Source organism: Coleofasciculus sp. C1-SOL-03 (assembly GCF_040220555.1).
Lineage (GTDB): Bacteria > Cyanobacteriota > Cyanobacteriia > Cyanobacteriales > Coleofasciculaceae > Coleofasciculus.
Genome location: NZ_JAVJUO010000023.1, coordinates 24,834 through 42,821, shown reverse-complemented (window position 1 = coordinate 42,821; position 17,988 = coordinate 24,834). Strand labels below are relative to the sequence as shown.

Annotated in this window: 18 protein-coding genes; 10 read left to right on the top strand and 8 right to left on the bottom strand. The window is 46.1% G+C overall.

The features are described 5' to 3' along the window. The first annotated feature begins 54 nt into the window (after positions 1-54). On the top strand, positions 55-492 hold the full coding sequence (locus RIE73_RS03290) for a DUF29 domain-containing protein (RefSeq protein ID WP_446399823.1): 438 nt from the start codon (positions 55-57) through the stop codon (positions 490-492). A 91-nt stretch (positions 493-583) separates the two neighbouring features. Here the strand turns inward: RIE73_RS03290 and RIE73_RS03285 are convergent, their stop codons facing one another. Both RIE73_RS03285 and RIE73_RS03280 read right to left on the bottom strand, forming a co-directional pair. Further along, positions 584-3,325, bottom strand: coding sequence for a ShlB/FhaC/HecB family hemolysin secretion/activation protein (locus RIE73_RS03285; protein WP_446399822.1), 2,742 nt, complete (start codon positions 3,323-3,325; stop codon positions 584-586). Positions 3,326-3,640: 315 nt separating this feature from the next. Next, positions 3,641-6,292 carry a glycoside hydrolase family 10 protein gene (locus RIE73_RS03280; protein WP_446399821.1) on the bottom strand — a complete coding sequence of 884 codons (2,652 nt, stop codon included), beginning with the start codon at positions 6,290-6,292 and terminating at the stop codon, positions 3,641-3,643. A 111-nt stretch (positions 6,293-6,403) separates the two neighbouring features. Here RIE73_RS03280 and RIE73_RS03275 point away from each other — a divergent pair, with 111 nt between their 5' ends. The 4 genes from RIE73_RS03275 (at position 6,404) to RIE73_RS03260 (ending at position 8,346) form a co-directional block, all read left to right on the top strand. Next, positions 6,404-6,769, top strand: coding sequence for a hypothetical protein (locus tag RIE73_RS03275; RefSeq protein ID WP_446399820.1), 366 nt, complete (start codon positions 6,404-6,406; stop codon positions 6,767-6,769). Positions 6,770-6,796: 27 nt separating this feature from the next. Beyond that, complete coding sequence (locus RIE73_RS03270; RefSeq protein ID WP_446399819.1) at positions 6,797-7,153, top strand: hypothetical protein; 357 nt, start codon at positions 6,797-6,799, stop codon at positions 7,151-7,153. Between the two features lie 243 nt (positions 7,154-7,396). Continuing rightward, positions 7,397-7,993, top strand: coding sequence for a Uma2 family endonuclease (locus RIE73_RS03265; RefSeq protein WP_446399818.1), 597 nt, complete (start codon positions 7,397-7,399; stop codon positions 7,991-7,993). 62 nt (positions 7,994-8,055) lie between these two features. Continuing rightward, entirely contained in the window at positions 8,056-8,346 is a 291-nt protein-coding gene (locus tag RIE73_RS03260; RefSeq protein WP_446399817.1) for a DUF2470 domain-containing protein, read from the top strand. Here the strand turns inward: RIE73_RS03260 and RIE73_RS03255 are convergent. Beyond that, complete coding sequence (locus RIE73_RS03255) at positions 8,333-9,073, bottom strand: DUF554 domain-containing protein (RefSeq protein ID WP_446399816.1); 741 nt, start codon at positions 9,071-9,073, stop codon at positions 8,333-8,335. The genes RIE73_RS03260 and RIE73_RS03255 overlap by 14 nt on opposite strands. 123 nt (positions 9,074-9,196) lie before the next feature. Between RIE73_RS03255 and RIE73_RS03250 the strand changes: the two genes are divergently transcribed. The 3 genes from RIE73_RS03250 to RIE73_RS03240 all read left to right on the top strand — a co-directional run bounded on the left by RIE73_RS03250 (position 9,197) and on the right by RIE73_RS03240 (position 12,492). Next, entirely contained in the window at positions 9,197-10,300 is a 1,104-nt protein-coding gene (locus RIE73_RS03250; protein ID WP_446399815.1) for a TRAP transporter substrate-binding protein, read from the top strand. A 102-nt stretch (positions 10,301-10,402) separates the two neighbouring features. Then, positions 10,403-10,963, top strand: a complete 561-nt coding sequence (locus tag RIE73_RS03245; protein ID WP_446399814.1) for a CHASE3 domain-containing protein — start codon at positions 10,403-10,405, stop codon at positions 10,961-10,963. A 5-nt stretch (positions 10,964-10,968) separates the two neighbouring features. After that, the gene (locus RIE73_RS03240) at positions 10,969-12,492 is read left to right on the top strand and encodes a PP2C family protein-serine/threonine phosphatase (protein ID WP_446399813.1); all 1,524 of its coding nucleotides are present in this window, start codon (positions 10,969-10,971) and stop codon (positions 12,490-12,492) included. 133 nt (positions 12,493-12,625) lie between these two features. On the opposite strand, the gene RIE73_RS03235 is transcribed toward RIE73_RS03240, so the two are convergent. The 5 genes from RIE73_RS03235 to RIE73_RS03215 form a co-directional block, all read right to left on the bottom strand. Next, complete coding sequence (locus tag RIE73_RS03235) at positions 12,626-13,345, bottom strand: hypothetical protein (RefSeq protein WP_446399812.1); 720 nt, start codon at positions 13,343-13,345, stop codon at positions 12,626-12,628. Beyond that, positions 13,333-14,637 carry an AAA family ATPase gene (locus RIE73_RS03230; RefSeq protein WP_446399811.1) on the bottom strand — a complete coding sequence of 435 codons (1,305 nt, stop codon included), beginning with the start codon at positions 14,635-14,637 and terminating at the stop codon, positions 13,333-13,335. Before RIE73_RS03230 ends, RIE73_RS03235 begins: the two co-directional genes overlap by 13 nt. A 163-nt stretch (positions 14,638-14,800) precedes the next feature. Beyond that, on the bottom strand, positions 14,801-15,541 hold the full coding sequence (locus tag RIE73_RS03225; protein WP_446399810.1) for a pentapeptide repeat-containing protein: 741 nt from the start codon (positions 15,539-15,541) through the stop codon (positions 14,801-14,803). A 91-nt stretch (positions 15,542-15,632) separates the two neighbouring features. Continuing rightward, positions 15,633-16,337 carry a pentapeptide repeat-containing protein gene (locus tag RIE73_RS03220; RefSeq protein ID WP_446399809.1) on the bottom strand — a complete coding sequence of 235 codons (705 nt, stop codon included), beginning with the start codon at positions 16,335-16,337 and terminating at the stop codon, positions 15,633-15,635. A 121-nt stretch (positions 16,338-16,458) separates the two neighbouring features. Beyond that, a complete protein-coding gene (locus RIE73_RS03215; protein WP_446399808.1) occupies positions 16,459-17,271 on the bottom strand; it encodes a carbon-nitrogen hydrolase family protein in 813 nt (270 codons plus the stop codon). On the opposite strand from RIE73_RS03215, the gene RIE73_RS03210 reads away from it, so the two are divergent. Next, positions 17,235-17,444 carry a hypothetical protein gene (locus tag RIE73_RS03210; RefSeq protein ID WP_446399840.1) on the top strand — a complete coding sequence of 70 codons (210 nt, stop codon included), beginning with the start codon at positions 17,235-17,237 and terminating at the stop codon, positions 17,442-17,444. The two genes, RIE73_RS03215 and RIE73_RS03210, sit on opposite strands and share 37 nt — an antisense overlap. A 277-nt stretch (positions 17,445-17,721) precedes the next feature. Further along, the gene (locus RIE73_RS03205) at positions 17,722-17,958 is read left to right on the top strand and encodes a hypothetical protein (protein ID WP_446399807.1); all 237 of its coding nucleotides are present in this window, start codon (positions 17,722-17,724) and stop codon (positions 17,956-17,958) included. Positions 17,959-17,988: the final 30 nt, after the last annotated feature.

Sequence of the window (17,988 nt, the reverse complement as noted above, 5' to 3'; positions counted from 1 at the left end):
TTCAAGAAGTCGGGGATCTCGTGCAGCGATAGAGAATTATTACTTATATTAAAGATGAGATATAAAACAGACTATTATCAATGGATTCAAGAAACGATCAACCAATTACGAGAACGTAATTTTAATCAGGTTGATTGGAATAATTTGATAGAAGAATTAGAAAGTATGGGTAAAAGTGAGAGACGAGCTGTATTAAGTCTTTTAACCCGTTTATTAGAACATCTGCTTAAATTATCCTATTGGGAAGCCGAGAAAGAGTATTCGGGAAATCTTATGGCTGCTGAAATTGTCAATTTTCGCGCTCAAATTCAACAGCGTTTAGAAGACAGTCCCAGCTTAAAACCTGAACTAGACGCGATGTATGCTAAAGCATATCCTGTGGCGATTAAGTCGGTTTCTAAGCTGTTTCCACTGCCCAAGGATGCTCAGATTTCCTTAGAACAAGCCCTGGATGAAGATTGGTTTGTTGTTGATGAATCTGGAGAGTCTTGAAGAATATAGCAACCGCCATAATGGTTAGGACACATCATTTGGTAGAGACGTTCCGTTGTTGTTCCAGAAAGTCATGGAAAGTCATGGAACATTAGAAATTGTAATTCACACTAAAATAAAAGCCATCATCCTGAGCATTTTCCCCGCGATCCTCTAAATCAACCAAGGGCAAGCCATAATCCAGCCGCAGGTTTAAATTAGGCACGGGTTCCCACAATATCCCTAAACCTAACCCAGCAATAAATGTCTGGTCTAGTAATTCATTCGGATTTGTGCCTCGATTCCAAACATAACCCACATCAAAAAACGGCGCTAAAACAAAGGTAGCAATCCCTGATTCATCCCGTTCTAACGTAATCCGATCTTCTACCGAAATGCGAAAACCATTGTCTCCCGCCCGGACATTTTGGCGATATCCCCGGACTGATTGACCGCCACCAATGACAAATTGTTGGGCAGGTAATAAACTATCAAAGCCTAACTGGAGATCCGCTTGAATAATTAAAAAGTTATCCGGATTGATAATTTGTACCCGCTGGATTTGGGCTAACCAACTGACAAACTGACCATCGGGATAATCCTCATTAACATCGGAATTTTCTGTCGCATCAAATAACCCTGTCCCAAAACTAAATAGGGAACGGAATGCCCACGCCCCAGAGGTTTGACGTAGGGTGTATTCTTGCCCAAACTTAAATACACTGGTGCGACTGACCCCATCTTCATCGGGCCCAAACCCAAAGGGTGTGGGTCCAGCAAAGGTAAAGGTTTGACCATCCTGATGAGTAAACCCTAAGGATAATGCCAATTCTCGACGCGGTGTGCGGATTAAGGGTTGACGATAGTTAATTTCATAGAGATCGGATTCTCCTTGGATATCGAGTTCCTGCAAATCTTCTTGAATGACTTCATTTTCATTAAACGATGCACGCAGTTGCACCGTACCATCCATGGCATTGATTGGCGCCCGATAATTAAAATCCCAGGTATGGGCACCCCCCGCCGTGGTGCGGTTGTATTGTGCCGAAATTTCATCCCCAATCCCGGTTAAATTGAGATAGCGGACATTCGCAGTTAGGCGTTCAGCCCCCACACTGGGAGGCGAATAGTTATCAATACCGACACGTCCTTCAAAGGGATCGGCTTCCGATATCCGCACCACGAGAACACTTTGTCCCAATCCGGTTCCCGCCCTCAATGAGGCTTCCACATTTTCAAATAACGGATTCACTCGTAACAAGCGCAATTGGTCTTCTAACGCGCCTGTATTCAGGGGTGTATCCGCCCCCAATCGCACCCGCGATCGCACGTAACTGGGGTTCAGCCGTTGTGTCCCTTCCACCTGGATGGCTTCCAGACTCCCTTCGATCACCCGAATTTCCACCACATCGGTATCCAGAGTTTCTTCGACCAAAACTGCCCTAGAGGTAATGTAGCCCCCTTCCAGATACAGTTGAGAAATCGCATCCGCCACACTTCTGAGTTCTTCGAGAGTGACAGTATTGCCTTCAATGGGTTCAATAATCGGGTTAAATTCAGCCTCGCCAAAAATCGTACTCCCGGTGACATTAATCTCTTGGACTTGAATCTGTCTCTCTTCGGGGGGGGCGTCATCATTCTGCTTAGTATTCGCCGAAATCAAACGAATGCTATGGCTACTGGCAACAATTGGCGACTGATTCCGGTTCTGAGAGGATATAGGTTGCCGAATAAGGTTACGTCTAGAGGGGGATTGAGGTTCCTCTACTGTAATGGACGAGTCTTGTGGGCGTTGCTGAGGGTTAACCGTTTCCGGTTGAGTCGCTGGCAATTGTGCCACCTTCCCGACAACAGACTGAACTGGGGAAACCAGCAGACTCGCTGCTTGCCGATTTTCCGGTTGGAGACGGGCGGGGTGAATCTGAGATGGGGCTAAATTCGCCGCCTGTCGATTTTCCGGGGTTAAGCGAGTGGGATGAATTTGAGTTCCCCGAATAGGGCGGTCATCTGGGGTTGAGTCCGAGTGACTTTGGAAATGACTCGTATCCAGAACCTGTATCCTGGTTTCCTCTCCATCCCCAGCTTCCCCAGCTCCCCTAGCTTTCCCGGAGGTGTTCACAAACCTTTGCCGCCAGGGGCTAGGGTTGGCGGTATCTGTCCTCTCACCCCGAAGATTAGCCCCTTGCTGACGGAATGGAGAAACATGAACCCTGTGAAAGACGGTGGGATCATACTGAGTCGGATTGAAGATATCCCCAGGTACAACAATTGGATCAAAGAGAATCGCTTGCAGCCTATCTATATGTAAAACAATACTTGAGGGTTCTAAACGGGAAGACCTGCTGTGTACACCAGCATCACGAAGCGGTGCGATCGGCAAACGGGCAGGTTTGGGCGGTTGAGGTTTGACCGCTGGCGGTTTGCGATTTGTGGGCTTTAAGGATGTTGAGGTAGAGGGTGTTGGTTTAACCTTCAGCGACAGCGGCTTAGTCGCCGCCGACCGAGTTGGTTTCCGATCATGTCCGCCGAAATAACCGTAATCTCCTTCTTCCTTCTTGCAACCTTGCTCTTTCCCTTCTGCCCTCTGCCTTCTGCCCTCTGCCTTGTCTCCACCTAAATGTGAGTATTCAACCGGACATAATATCAGCCGTGACGCCGGAGACGTGACAGGTTTATCCTGCACACTGTCCACCTTTGCCGTTTTTTGACCACTGACTTGACCACCCATGACCCCCTTTGAGGTTGAGTCAGTCAACTTGGATGGGGTTTCACCAAACGCCATGGTTGCCATGCCAATTCCCGTCAGAACTGAAAGCAAACCTACAAAAAGATTAAGCTGTAAATACCACTTCATCAAGGTAAAAACTCGACTTTAAACGAGCAAGTACTGCGTGAGCCATCAACCGATTGTTGGGAGTCTCCCCCCAAACCCTTACTGTTATCTCAGCTAAGATGTCCTTTGGGCAAGCAACTCCATCAGGAATTTGACCCAGATTTGATGTCAGGGAACAATCAAATCTGTGTCCCCAGTTGAGATTGATCGGGTAGACAACTATTCTGAACCCTAATTCTTGCTAGACCCCGAGGAAGTGCCTTAGCTGCCCAAAATAGTTTACCTTACACAAACTACCATGCTCTTAAGCCAAATGTCGGCAATTAGTTTCACTTATTAACGTTTAATCCCATCCGACGAATTTTCCGGCAAAGTGGTTCGTTCTCCATAGTTCAATAACCGTTCAATTGTTGCCAGCCGATTCTCCCACACCTGGACTTGATAAGGGTGGCGCATCCCTTGCTGCTGCATCCATTGGCGGAATTGCGATCGAAACGTGGCGAGGGCGGCTTGGGCGTTTTGGATCAGCGGCGGTGAGGGTTCCATTGCCAGTTGCTTGAGTACCTGATTCAGCTTTTCGGTTTGAGCCACCCATTCGGTCAAGGCGTCTTGATGAATGGCAATTTGCTCATTCGTGACCAAAACGTTCCATTCCCGTTGCAGCGCCACAAATCGCTCTAGGGCGACTTGGAACGGCTGACGGTAAGGAATTGGCTCGGTTAAGGTAGACTCCGGCTGACCCTGAGTCTGTTGGAAAATACGATGTAAATTATCGTTAAGATTCTCAACCGCAAACACAGCATACCCGTTGGCGGGTAAATCCCGCAGCAGTTGAATTTGGTCAACGGCGACAACATCGGGTAAATTTAACAAGCGAATCCCTGGAATGAGTAAGGCTTGCTCGAATGTCGATTCCGTGAGTAATGGTTGGGCGAGACTGTGCAACCCTTCGGTATCCAAAGCATACGTCATGGGTACAACCAGATCAATATACCCCTGCTTTGCCCATTCTTCCCAGTTTTGCTGCAATCGTTGCTGACGTTCTGCTGGGGGAAGGGCAAATACGGCAGCCGATAGAATTAAATCCGGACGTTGCGACAACAGACGCGCTGATACCGAGGCGACAAAGCTGTCTACTTGACGGATACGAAAGTCTGTCCATTGCTGCCATAATGTGCGATCGCGAGGATACACCTCAATTGGATCAACCCCGGTTCGTTGCTGAAATTGCTGACGCGCCGCCACTCCATATCCATAGGTCTGATTCACTCGCGGATCTTGAAACGGATAACGAATATAATCCAGTTGAATCCCATCCACGTCATAGCGGGTGGCAATTTCCTCCAGCAGCGTGATTAAATACTCCCGCACCTCCGGATTCGCCGGATCAAAAAATGCCTTTCTGGTATTCGGTGCAAACAAGCGTCCCTGCTGATCAAAAATCGCCCAATCGGGATGCGCCGATAACACCGGACCGGGATAATCCGGCGGCTGATTCAACAGCGCATTGTGACGTTGGTTCGCCGCCGCAAAAATCCACACCCAAGCGTGTAACTCCATCCCCCGTTCATGGGCTAACTCGACGGCGGCGTCTAGAGGGTCCCAACCGCGCACCAGGGGGTTTTGTTCCGGCGCCACCTGACTGGGGTAAATCGGATAACTGGCATTAACGGTTTCAAAGAAAACCGTATTAAATCCCGCCTTTGCCAGTTGATCGAAGAGGTTAACTAAGTCCTGTTTACCCTTTGCCTTGACAATGGTTCCCCGATCTAACCAAATTGCCCGAATTTCCGGTTGGGCAAGTTGACGTTGCATCGGATAATTATCCCAAAGCAGCCGTCGGGCATTAATCCACTGGCGTCGCGCCGCTGTATAGTCTTGTTGTTCAACCGCACCCAGAAAATTTTCTAAGCCAATTCTGGCTTGTGCCAATGCCGAGATCGTGGTGCGATGGGGATGGGAACGTTGAGTCCCATGGTCGGATTCCTTGGCACTCATCCCCGCTAATGACTCAACCCTCTCTTGAGTGAGCAGTCCAATCTCACTGTTATGAGCATTAGCCCTTAATAAGGTACTTTCCACCCGACCGATTAAGTTTTCCAACTCCCGACTCATCGCCGTCACCTGATTAGGAGTGAGAGTCCCCCAATTGTTGGCTGGAGTTTGGGCAGGAAGCACCAAGCGATCGCCTTCATTGGGAACAGGGGTTGGCTGGTTAGTGCTGCGGGGATCTTGGCGTTTTTGATCCGGGCTAATTGCAGGTACAGGAGTCGCCGCACAATTGGGTGGGGATGACGTTGCCATCTTTCCTGGTGTCGGCGTAATATCATAATGACTCAGCGCGGCTTGCAACCAAACCACATCCATCTGAGTGGTGGCTTCCCCCTCCACTCCCCAACGCCAGCCGAAAAAAACCGATTGATCGGTCGTCACTACTGCTGGGGGACTTTCCTGTTGACGCCAAACCGCCGCCGTCTCCGCATCCAGACTGGCGGGAATCACCACACCCCCTTGCCGCGTTTCCCCGAATCCGGCATTGGGTATCCACCTAGGAGAAGCCATCGACACTCGTTTCAATCGAGACGGCTGACTCAGACCAAATCCCCAATAGGCACCCAAGAGCGATCGCAAGCGATTACGCACCTCAGGTTGGGATACAATACCCACAGGACCACTCACAATGACCCGTCCGCCTTGACGCATCCAGTCTTGTAGAGTCGCCAAGTGTTCGGCTTCCAGGCGTTCAATATTGGGTAAAAATAGGAGTTGGGTATTGTCCAGATGGGAACGTTGAGCAACCTGGCTCAACTCAACCACACAGTAATCCACACCCGTTGACTGCAAGCGATCAGTAATCCCTGACCAATCGGCTTGATTATCCGGACTTTTGACCACCCCCAAGTTGACCGTTTGAGCTAACGCCCTGGGGTTACCTAGCAGGGTATTGATTGTTGTCGCGATCGCAATGCCAACTACCCATTTCTTCATAGCTATCTTTATATCTTTGTATTTAGGAAAGCGGGTTTTTGAGCAGTGACCCTGATCAATTTAGATCAATTATCAATCAACCCTGAACTAATGACAAATGACGAATAACAGATGATTCCTCGCATTACATTTTCGTTACTTAGTACAGTTCTTTTGTTGTCTTGCTCAACAAGCCCGCAATCTATTTCCACGCCGACGAATAGCCCAGACCCCACAACAGTAGCAGAAACTCCTGATCAACCATTGCCAGAGGCGATAAGCAATCAAGTCAAAGTTGCCCTTGCCGATCGCCTTAATGTTGCTGTTGATCAACTAGAAATTGGTCGCCATAGCCGTGAAACCTGGTCAGACGGCTGCTTAGGGCTAGGGGGTGCGGCTGAATCATGCCTAGCCGCGCTCACAGAAGGTTGGAACAGGGAACAGGGAACAAACTTGTCCCAGCTTGGGTTGGTAGCTGGCAGACTAATATTCAGATGAGCGATCGCACAAATTAAGGATTCAATCATGACTCAATCGCAACCGCCACTTCCCCAACCTCAGTTAAACCCTCAGGGAATTACGTTTGACCAATATGCCGAATTCACACCACAAAAGCTAGAACTGAGAAATGGCTACTTGGGTTATGGTGGACAAGAGCAAACAGGGTTTCAATTGGCAGTTTTAACCAATATGGGACTATTAGCCGCCTTGCAACACACAGGCGTGTCGCTGTGGGTGGACGCCCTGAATCACCATTTGCGGCAAACGTTGGCAGCTGTCAATGCTGAACCCGACGTCGCTGAAGCAATGATCAATCGGTTGAATCGAGCCATAGAGGACATAGAGGCGATCGCAGAGTATCTTGAGAATGAGAAAGAATGAGTTCTAACCAATCGGGAGACAAGATTCGCCAAGCTATAGCAATCCTATTTGAGTCGTGTCCAAAAATCTGATAATTTTCGGGAATGGGCAATGGGCAATGGGCAATGGGCAATGGTAAAGAGTTTCAAGGCTTTTTTCTATTTTTTGATGTTTCACAACCTATTTAGGATTGCTATATTGTTCAAGCGGATTAATCGATTGTAAACAATTCAGGACAATAGATAAGGGATTGGGGGACGAACGATGACAGTTGCTGTAGAGATTCGACGCTTAAGTGTGCAGGATTACCACCGCATGGTGGAGACGGGTATTCTGACACCGGATGAACGGGTAGAATTAATCGAAGGACAGCTTTATCAAATGGCGGCGAAGGGTACGTTTCATCGTGCGGCAATTACCCGGATTAAACGGCTACTGGAAAGACGCTTGGGAAATCGGGTGTTGCTGCGGTTTCAAGATCCGGTACGATTGAGCGATGATTCAGAACCCGAACCGGATGTGGCGGTGGTGCAACCTGATCCATTCGATTATGAAGACCATCATCCCACACCGGAGGAAATTTATCTATTAATTGAAGTGTCTGACCGCACATTGAAACGCGACAGGAAATTAAAAGCACCAGCTTATGGGCGATCGGGTGTAAGAGAGTATTGGATTTTAGATGTTAATTCTCGGCAATTATACGTGTTTCGGGAGCCAAGGATGGAGGGTTATGCGAACCAGGTGGTATTGGCTGAGTCGGATTTAATTGCTCCTTTGGCATTTCCCGATTGTCAGGTGTCTGTTCAGGATTTGCTCAGGAGGAGTTCAGATTTAGTCGATGGGGACAATTACAGTTAACGGTTCTGATCGTCATTTGTCATTTGTCATACTCAAGGGAGGACATCTTATACCTAGGAGTTATGTCTGAACAGTTTACCCAACAAGTGAGCGATCGCATCTGTAAGCACATGAACGAGGATCATGCTGACGCGATCGCGCTTTACGCCCGTACCTTCGGGAATTCTCCCGATACGGAGTCGGCTCAAATGCAGTCCATTGATGCGACAGGAATGAATCTAATCACCCAACGTCAGGGTGAGTCGATTCCCTTACGCATTGAGTTTGATCACACCCTCAAAGACTCTGAAGACGCCCACCACACCTTAATTGACATGGTGAAGCAAGCCAGAGGTGCGGCTAAATCAACCTAGCGACGTGATAAATTAACGGCGCTAATCCCAACGCGGGTAAAAAGGAAGCAACACGGATGTGGGTCAACTGTAACAGGTTGATTCCCGTCCCCAAAATCATTAATCCGCCCACTCCTGTAATCAAGAGAATTCGCGGATCACTGGCGGGATCGGGAATCGCTTGCGCCAAGACTCCCGCCACCAGAGAAATTCCGCCCTGATAGACTAAAATCACAATAATCGAAAAACCGACGCCAATCCCAAAACTACTCGAAAGTGCGATCGCGGCGATTCCATCCATCACGGCTTTTAGTGTCAGCAAGGTATCGTCACCTGTCAAACCATTATTCAGACTCCCCAGCAACGTCATTGGACCGACACAAAACAATAAACTAGCCGCCACAAACCCTTCGGTGAACGCACCACTTCCGCGAAACCGAGTTTTCAGCCAATTCCCCACCGATTGCAGTCTCGCTTCAATTTGCCACCATTCTCCCAATAATCCCCCCAACACAATACTAATCAGCGCTAATACCACACCATCAATGCGCCCTGCTTGCACCTGAGTCATACTCGCCGCCATTGTGACACCCAGAAATAGGGTAAGAAGTCCTACCCCTTGGGTGATAATTTGTTGCATGGGTTTAGGTAAACGGTGCTTAAGTAACAAGCCTACAGTTGTGCCAATAGTCACCGTTATCACATTAATCCAAGTCCCGCTTGTCTTGGTAAAGAAATCAGTGAGCAAAGAATTTCCCTTTTTATAAAAATCGTAAACAGTATATTTTTTATAACCTTTTCCCACCCCCATCAAATTGGCTTACCCTTGGATAGAATCCGCTCTAATTTTAGATTAAATCGATATATAACGATGAAGCGCCGGAAATTCTGCAAAAATGCTGTACTCAAAACAGCAGGGTTCACCACAGTAACCTCAACTCAAACGCCCTCTCAACCTTCTGCTTCTACACCAACTCAACCCGCGATTCAATGGCGCATGGCAACCAGTTGGCTCAAAAGTGATATTACCTTTAACGCGGTGGAAGACCTTTGTCAACGAGTGAAGGCGGCGACGAATGGACGGTTTGTGATTATTCCCTATCCAGCGGGTGAAATTGTTCCCCCATTACAGGTATTTGATGCCGTTAAAGCGGGAACGGTTGAGTGCGGTCATACCACGGCGCTTTACTATCTGGACAAAAATCCCACCTTAATCTTTAGCATTTCTGTTCCCTTTGGACTAACAACGTATCAACAAAATGCTTGGTTACATTATGGGGGCGGTTTAGAAATAATGCATCAGATCTATGCTGACTTTGGCATTATCGCATTTCCCGCTGGTGCGGTGGGTATCCAAATGGGTGGATGGTTCAACCAAGAAATGAATCATTCGGCTGACTTTAAAGGACTAAAAATTCGCATTCCTGGATGGGGAGCGCAAATTCTTAGCCGTTTTGGGGCGCAGGTGATTGTGTTAGGCGGTGATGAAATTTTGGCGGCGCTAAAGGCGGGTAGAATTGAGGCAGCCGAATGGCGCAATCCTCATGATGATCAGCAGTTAGGATTGCACCGTGTTGCTCGCTATTACTATTATCCAGGGTGGTGGGAACCGGGAGCGAGTGAAGATATTCTGGTGAGTCGTCAGCAATGGCAAACGTTACCGAAAGCTTATCAGCAAATTTTTCAAGCGGCGGCGACGGAAACGAGTTTGACGATGTTAGCCGCCTTGGATGCAGCAAATGGGGAAGCGCTAAAAGGGTTAGTTGAGGGTGGAACCCAATTAAAATCCTACAGTCAAGAAATATTACAAACGGCGTATCAAGTGAGTGTTGACCTTTTAGCAGAAAATGCTCGTCAAGATGTAATCTTTCGAGATGTATACGATAAATGGAAAGCGTTTCGCCGTAATATTTATCAGTGGAATCGGATCAATGAATTGAGTTTAGAGCAGTTTGTCCTGAAAGATTTTAGCTAAAATCAATGATTCAGTCGGAATTGATTCGGGTAAAAGGTGCTAAACTATAAAGTTTAAACTTGGTATCAGTTTAACCCGATTACATGGGGTGAGGTTAACACCGTGAATTCCAGGCTGAATGCTTTTAAAGCTAAATTCTTGAATCATCGAGTTCAAGCTAACCGTCGGAAACTAGCCGCTCAGCTCCGTAATCAGAAAATTGGACAAAAATTAAATATCGCCTTTGGTGTTTTAATGGTGATGACGTTTCTGGTGATTGGGCGAAATTATTTGGGGGGACGAGAGGCTCAAGTTAATATTAATCGAACCCAAAGTATTCGAGTTCCGACTGTCCTCGCTTCCGCCCAAGCCCAGGCAAATTTGCTGAAAATGTTATCCCAAGTGCGAGCGTATATAGCCACGGGAGATCCGGAATACCGCTACCGCTACCAAGAGTCGAGACAGAAGTTTGAAGCGGATTTAGCCCAAATGGAGGCGCTGGCGAACCATTCCGCCTCTGATATTCGCGATCGCGTTGGTAAACTGAAACAAACGTATCAGATTTGGTCGGAACTCCCCGATCAGCTCATCGCCCTGCGAGATAACTTGCTGGAAAATCAACCCGCCTTAAAACTCTTGGATAACCAAGGAAAAAACCGATTATTATTATTCAGCGAGAGATAGAAGAAATGCTCGATGATCAGGAGACGCGATCGCCCTCCGCCACGAACACGGCTCTCCTCCGGGATATGGCTGAATTTCAAAGTAGTTTTGCTCTCCTCGTCTCCGCCTTACAAAGCTATTTAGTCACTCGTTCTCCCTCGTTTCGCTTTGAGTACAATGCTTTAGCTCAAGCCAACCAAAATGCTTGGCAAGAGTTAGTAGCAAAACAAGAATTTTTGACCGCTAATCAGCGCACCCGCTTTAATGAAATTGCCAACAGACGTATTGAATTCTTTCGGTTACCCCCACAAATGTTTGAGATTGTAGAAAGTGACCGCTATCGCCAAGAATTATTCTTACTGAAAACTCAAGCTGAACCGCTAGCTGAAGACATGTTGAGCCAGCTTGATCAAATTGTTACAGATCAGCAATTAATGCTAGCTCAGGAATTAAAAAAAGCCAATCGCAGTCTCAATCAAGCGCAATGGCAAACCTTAATTGGGGGGATTTTCGCCTTAATCCTCGCCATAGCTATGGCATTTTGGTTACGCCGACAAATTGCTGAACCGATTAAACGACTGACAGTCGTAACCCGTCGTCTCCAAGATGGGGATTTGAGTGTGAAAGCGGCGGTTAACTCCACCGATGAAGTGGGGGAACTGGCTGACTCATTTAACTGTATGTCAGGACAACTTCAGCACGCATTTGTCACCTTAGAAGATAAAGTTAGAGAACGCACCGCCCAACTCGCCACAGCGAATCAAGAGATTCAGGCGCTCAATCAGAAGCTGAAAACTGAAAACCTCCGCATGAGCGCTCAACTGGATATTGTCCGTCAAATGCAACATCTAATCCTACCCAAAGCCGAGGAACTTCAATGTATTGAAGGACTCGATATTGCTGGATTTATGGAACCCGCTGATGAAGTGGGAGGTGATTATTATGATGTACTCTACAGTGACGGTGTTGTCACTATTGGTATTGGTGATGTTACCGGACATGGACTCGAAAGTGGTATTTTAATGTTGATGACCCAAATGGGTGTCCGCACTCTTAAAGAAATTCGCGAAACTGATCCGATTCGATTCCTGGATACGCTTAACCGGACTATTTATAAGAATGTTCAACGGATGAACTCGGACAAAAATTTGACATTAGCGATTCTTAATTATGCCCAAAATCAAGTCAGCATAAGTGGTCAACATGAAGAAACTATTGTGGTGCGAAAGGGTGGCAAAATAGAGCGAATTGACACCATCAATTTAGGGTTTCCCATTGGTTTGGAGTATGAAATTTCCGAATTTATTCATCATACTCTCGTACAACTCAATCCGGGTGATGGGATTGTCCTTTATACCGATGGGATTACCGAAGCTGAAACTATAAACCGGATTCAGTATGGGATAGAAAAGCTTTGTCAGGTGGTGCGTCAAAATTGGCAAAAGTCAGCGGAGGAGATTAAGCAGGCGGTGATTGATGATGTACGGCGACACATTGGTCAGCAGAAAGTGTTTGATGATATTACGTTGCTAGTTCTGAAGCAACAATAAATGACATACTCCCTCCCAGCTAGATCCCCGACTTCTCCAAGAAGTCGGGGATCTGTGTACCTCACTTACGCGCCATCGCGCTGTAATTATAAAAATTTATATCACTAAGTACAGCCGAGCCATTTGAGCCGATTTAATTTAAATAACAGAAATGTTTAAGGTAGTTATACAGTTCGCGAAATAATGGACATTTTTCTTGGACTATGTGGGGATTTATTTTCCCCAAAAGCACAGGGGTATGTTCTTTTTTAGAAAAGCGCGGCTTATTGCGATCATCTTCATGTTGTACACTGGAATTAATCAGCGCCTCTGATAATTTTTCTCGACAGCAATCTCTTTGTGGATCGTATTCGCTAAATGATTCTGGACGATCAAAAGGAATATACTTTTGGGTACTAAGCCACCAACGCATACGCTCATGTCTACCTCGAAAATCTGGATGTTGAGCTATTGAATTATTCCAATCCGCAATAATCCAAGCTTCGAGTTCAGGTGCAGCGAATCCCACAAATTTATCGATATCAGCAGATTCATGAACTTGTGATATCTCCTGCAATATTTTTTGTCTTTGTATTTCAGGATCGCGACAATCCAGATCATCAAACACTAAAATTAGATCACATCTATTGGCTTCTACTTTCAAGGCGATAGGGAGTTCATGTTTGATTTGCTCAATCAAGCTTTGACCTGTTCTACCATAACTGACGCCTCGATTCGGTTTCGGACCCGGTTTTTGGCGGACTGGTGTTTTCCGTTCAAATCTACACCCTGGAAAATTTTTCTCTAAAAACGGAATTAATCCTCTCACTTCAGATTCACCACCTCCAGCGAAAACCCATACTACCACGGCCATCCTCCAATACTGGGATCGCCAACCCGATAGAGATCACCTAATTGCCATCCTTGTTCAAGTTTTGGTTCTAGAATATCCTGAGAAAGAGATTTAACTGAAAAATGGGTTTTATTTTCTGAGTAAAAACAAAGCACGTTGTCTAAACAATCAGTAAAATGATCCAAAAGATCCGGACTATGTGTTGTAATAATAATTTGAGTTTTTTGGGACGCTTTCTTAATCCACTCCGCTAAAATTTGCATCCAGGATACATGTAATCCTAATTCAGGTTCATCAATGACTAGCAACGAAGGAAGCATGGGAGAATGTAAAAGAATTGCCCAACATAGCATTCTCACGGTTCCATCTGACATTTCATTCAGGTAGAATGGTTCGTCTATGCCATCAAAGTACCATTCGACAGTGAGAGATAAGCGACCAGAATGTATAGATCTCAAACGACGAGTTTTTGGCAAGATTGATTTCATTGCCACATTAATACTATCCTCAAAATCAATATTTTTTTGACTTAAGTTGTGCAATACTAACGGCAAATTATTACCGGATGAAGATAAATAAATATCACTCCCACCTATTTTCGGTTCAGCCAGTCTGATTTGATGTAAATCCATATTGTTGGCATTATAAAATTGCCACTTTGAAATAAATTCAACTAATTCTCTTCTGATTCTATAGACGGGAGTTTTTTCCGGAGCATGTTGGCTATACTCAAGCAGTTTTGGTAAAGAAGCAAGTCCTAAATCCTTAGCAGAAATATTTTCTAATCTTTCAAAATGTGTTTTAGATTGAGCGGGTTCATCATAAACAGAGACAACTCCTTTTCCGACTTCTTGATCATGAAATTTATAATAATAAAACGGTGAAATTGGTGCTGATTCATGTAAATCTGCTCCACTGTATAGATATTCTTCGGAAAGAGTGACTTTAGGGTTATTGCGAGCAATATAAAGCTTTAAATCAAGGATGCTGCTTTGTTTATGTGTCGTCTGGTTTTGTGAAAGATTGGTAAAACAGTAGGCAAGGCTGACTTGAGCCGGACTATCCAGGTTCCCAGCTAAAATTTTATTCCCACCCATTTGGGCAACGGCATTTTCAAAACTACTAACCCCTCGACTTTCATCAGGACTAGTTGTTAGGCAATTTTTTAAGAACTCTAAGCAACTAATAAAATTACTTTTCCCTGAACCATTTGAACCGATAAAGACGTTAAGATTATTGAGATAGTTTGACTGATATAATTGTAGGTTTTTATAATTTTTTGCTGCCAGGAACTGAAGAATTGGTTGATTCATTTTATTTGTAGCAAATCTGTATTTTCCCAAATATAGCAATCGCCATAGCGGTTAGGACGCATCTTATGGTAGAGACGTAGCATGCTACTGGTAGAGACGTAGCATGCTACTGGTAGAGACGTAGCATGCTACGTCTCTACAGTTGGGGGGAGAACTATCCAATTCATTCGACTAAGTTTAAAGAGGTGACCTCAAGGATTGTCCCTTCTAGTTTGGTACTATCAAGTTTTACATTTGTCAAGTCCGTCCCCGCTAAATTGGCGTCGCTTAAATCCGCATCTTTGAGAATCGCCGCCGTTAGCTTGGCATAAGCTAAATTAGACCGACCTAAATTGGCTCCATTCAACTGAGCTTCTGTGAGGTTGGCTTCAATCAGGTTCGCCCCACTCAAGTTAACCCCACTCAGGTTAGCATTGGTGAGATTGACTCCAATCATATTGGTGATACTGAGATTAGCACCTGTGAGATCAGCGTTACTCAAATTCGCTTTGATCAGGTTAGCGCCGCTCAGGTAAGCAATCATCAGGCTGCTATGACTCATATCCGCACAACTCAGTTCAGCCCCGCTTAAGTTAGCGCCACTGAGATTGGCATATCGCAGGTTGGCAACGCCAAGTTTGCTGCCAATCAAATTCGCATCCTTGAGGTTAGCATCTCTAAGATCCGCATTACTGAGCGTGGCAATAATCAGATCAGCTTTACTGAGATCCGCTCCAATCAGTTTGGCATCTCGCAAGTTGGCATCACTGAGGTCAGCATTACGCAGGTTAGCCCCCATGAGCTCAGCACCCCGTAAGTCAGCGTCGCGCAAGTCAGCATCACGCAAGTCGGCATCACGCAGGTCAGCATTCTGAAAACTTCGCTCTCCTGCTGCGTAACGTGACCGAAATTCGTTTGCATCCATAGGTGTAGGTGGGTTGGGTGTCTTGGGAAATCAGCTTGAATGAGCTTTTCCCAATGCTAGGTTCTAGCACGAACCAGAAAATACCGGAATCCTAACTCACGGAACTGGTTTGGGAATCTCCAGTCAAACTGATCAGGGTTCCTTCTAGCTTAGCTTGATCTAGATTGGCATCGGTCAAATCCGCACTAGCAAAATTGGCGTCGCGCAGATCGGCATGACACAATAATGCGCCATTTAGTTTGGCATGAGCTAGGTTGGCTCGATACAATTTGGCTTCACTTAAATTTGCACCACTGAGATTGGCTTCAATCAAGTTAGCCCCATTGAGATCCGCACTAATTAGGTTAGCCCCACTGAGATCCGCTCCGATGAGATTGGTAATACTTAGATTAGCACCGCTTAAGTTAGCGTCGCTTAGGTTAACTTTGATTAAACTCGCATCACTCAGATAAGCGCGACTCAGGCTGGCGCTTTTGAGGTTAGCGCCACTAAGTTCGGCACTGATTAAGTTGGCACCAATCAGGTTTGCCTCACCCAGATTGGCAACCCCCAACTTTGCCCCAATCAGGTTTGCCTCACTCAGATTCGCCCCCCTCAAATCCGCATCACTGAGGGTGGTAAAAATGAGATCCGCACCCGTTAGATTGGCACCCTGCAAATTAGTCTCGCTGAGATTAGCACCGCTAAAGTCCGAATAACTCAAGTCAGCTTGGTTGAGATCAGCACCAATCAGATTGACACTGCGGAAATTTCTTTCACCTGCGGCATAACGCGACCGAATTTCTTTAGCATCCATAGGTTTTATGTTGTAAATTTAGGCTTAACAAATTTTTACGGTAAAACCAGTTGTCTAATCCCTCTGTGGTCACTTTACATCCAAAAAAACAAAGGACAAAGAACCAATGACCAATAACCCATCAAATGAAAACCCGATGTTCGAGTGATGGCATCTGACGGCGAACTTGTTCAAGGCGAGTCGGATTAATCTCTGCGATCGCAACACCTGGTTGATCACCAGCATCGGCTAAGATCACCCCCCAAGGGTCAACAATCATGGCATGACCATGGGTTTTACGCATGGCGTAATGACGCCCGGTTTGCGCCGGAGCAATCACATAACAGGTGTTTTCAATGGCTCGTGCTTGAAGTAAGACTTGCCAATGATCTTTTCCTGTATAGGCAGTGAAGGCAGCCGGAACAAACAAAATGTCCGCTCCTTTATAAGCTAAATGACGGTACAGTTCTGGGAAGCGAACATCATAGCACACTGATAGTCCTAAATTACCCAGGGTGTCGCAGGCGCAAACCGGTGGCAGTTGCTCCCCTGGCATTACCGTACTCGATTCTTGATAGGTGTTGCCATCAGGGACATTCACATCGAACAAGTGAACTTTTTGATAACGCACCAGTTCGACGCCATTGGGATCAAGAAGTAAAGCGGTGTTGTAAACTTTTGTATTGTCTACAGGCACAGGAAATCCTCCCCCCAGCAGAGTGACCTGGAAACGCTGTGCCATGGTTTTGAGGAATTTTTCACTCTGGAGGGCGATCGCCTGAGCTTGCGCCACTTTGTCTTCTTCTTTACCGAGGAACGAGAAGTTTTCCGGTAAAGTAATCAGCTCAGCGCCTTGGCGCACCGCCAGTTCAATCAATGTTTCTGCCTCAACCAGATTCTTCTCTAGGTCAGGCAGGCTTGTCATTTGCACAGCAGCGGCAAGGTAAGATTTCATCGGTAGCAGGCGTAGATGATTCTATCGTTGAAGTTTTTGCCATTAACTATACCAGGCAACGCCGTTCACAGCCATATCAATTCTGGACGCACTGGCGCGATCGCGGCTTCTGGGGACGCTGGCGTCGGGTGCGGCGCATCCTCCGCCTTTGGGTTAACGCTAATTTAGATTAATTCTTGCTTCAGAAGGATACCTAAGACGGAATGATTTAGCTAACTTACTCACTAACGGTTAAGCACTGGTCAACTGAGTCAAGGCTTTCTGTAAATAAATGTAATCTTTAATCAAGAACTTGACACCTATCCGCGCCACCTTGAAACAAACCATTAAGGAGTGCGTCTTTTTCGATCAGAAATCTAGTTTACCCTTGAAGTGTAACCGTAGATTTGGATACAGTTGGTGGTAAAATACACCTGATCTTGAACAAATGTATACAGGAGGACATGTTCGGTGAATCTAATTTGTGAAATTACTCAACAAGCACTCTTAACCGGTTGTTTAACTATAGAATCTGAAAATCAACTGCGCCAGCTTCTGTCTGGAAAATATGGCACAGAAGACTTGAAAGCCTTCATTCGATTGCAGCAAGCGGTCATGGAAGGCTTAGTTAGGCAAGAGTCTCGTGAACGATTCTTTGCTCAGGTATCCCCAGGAAGCTTTACCCAGGAGGTCGCGATCGCGTCTTAACAAAACATCAACTTAACTCTAGTCCCTAAT

Bases quoted from the DNA above. Each gene is read 5' to 3' on its own strand.
- RIE73_RS03290 (WP_446399823.1), top strand. From the start codon at position 55: ATGAGATATAAAACAGACTATTATCAATGGATTCAAGAAACGATCAAC.
- RIE73_RS03285 (WP_446399822.1), bottom strand. From the start codon at position 3,325: ATGAAGTGGTATTTACAGCTTAATCTTTTTGTAGGTTTGCTTTCAGTT.
- RIE73_RS03280 (WP_446399821.1), bottom strand. From the start codon at position 6,292: ATGAAGAAATGGGTAGTTGGCATTGCGATCGCGACAACAATCAATACC.
- RIE73_RS03275 (WP_446399820.1), top strand. From the start codon at position 6,404: ATGATTCCTCGCATTACATTTTCGTTACTTAGTACAGTTCTTTTGTTG.
- RIE73_RS03270 (WP_446399819.1), top strand. From the start codon at position 6,797: ATGACTCAATCGCAACCGCCACTTCCCCAACCTCAGTTAAACCCTCAG.
- RIE73_RS03265 (WP_446399818.1), top strand. From the start codon at position 7,397: ATGACAGTTGCTGTAGAGATTCGACGCTTAAGTGTGCAGGATTACCAC.
- RIE73_RS03260 (WP_446399817.1), top strand. From the start codon at position 8,056: ATGTCTGAACAGTTTACCCAACAAGTGAGCGATCGCATCTGTAAGCAC.
- RIE73_RS03250 (WP_446399815.1), top strand. From the start codon at position 9,197: ATGAAGCGCCGGAAATTCTGCAAAAATGCTGTACTCAAAACAGCAGGG.
- RIE73_RS03240 (WP_446399813.1), top strand. From the start codon at position 10,969: ATGCTCGATGATCAGGAGACGCGATCGCCCTCCGCCACGAACACGGCT.
- RIE73_RS03235 (WP_446399812.1), bottom strand. From the start codon at position 13,345: ATGGCCGTGGTAGTATGGGTTTTCGCTGGAGGTGGTGAATCTGAAGTG.
- RIE73_RS03230 (WP_446399811.1), bottom strand. From the start codon at position 14,637: ATGAATCAACCAATTCTTCAGTTCCTGGCAGCAAAAAATTATAAAAAC.
- RIE73_RS03225 (WP_446399810.1), bottom strand. From the start codon at position 15,541: ATGGATGCAAACGAATTTCGGTCACGTTACGCAGCAGGAGAGCGAAGT.
- RIE73_RS03220 (WP_446399809.1), bottom strand. From the start codon at position 16,337: ATGGATGCTAAAGAAATTCGGTCGCGTTATGCCGCAGGTGAAAGAAAT.
- RIE73_RS03215 (WP_446399808.1), bottom strand. From the start codon at position 17,271: ATGAAATCTTACCTTGCCGCTGCTGTGCAAATGACAAGCCTGCCTGAC.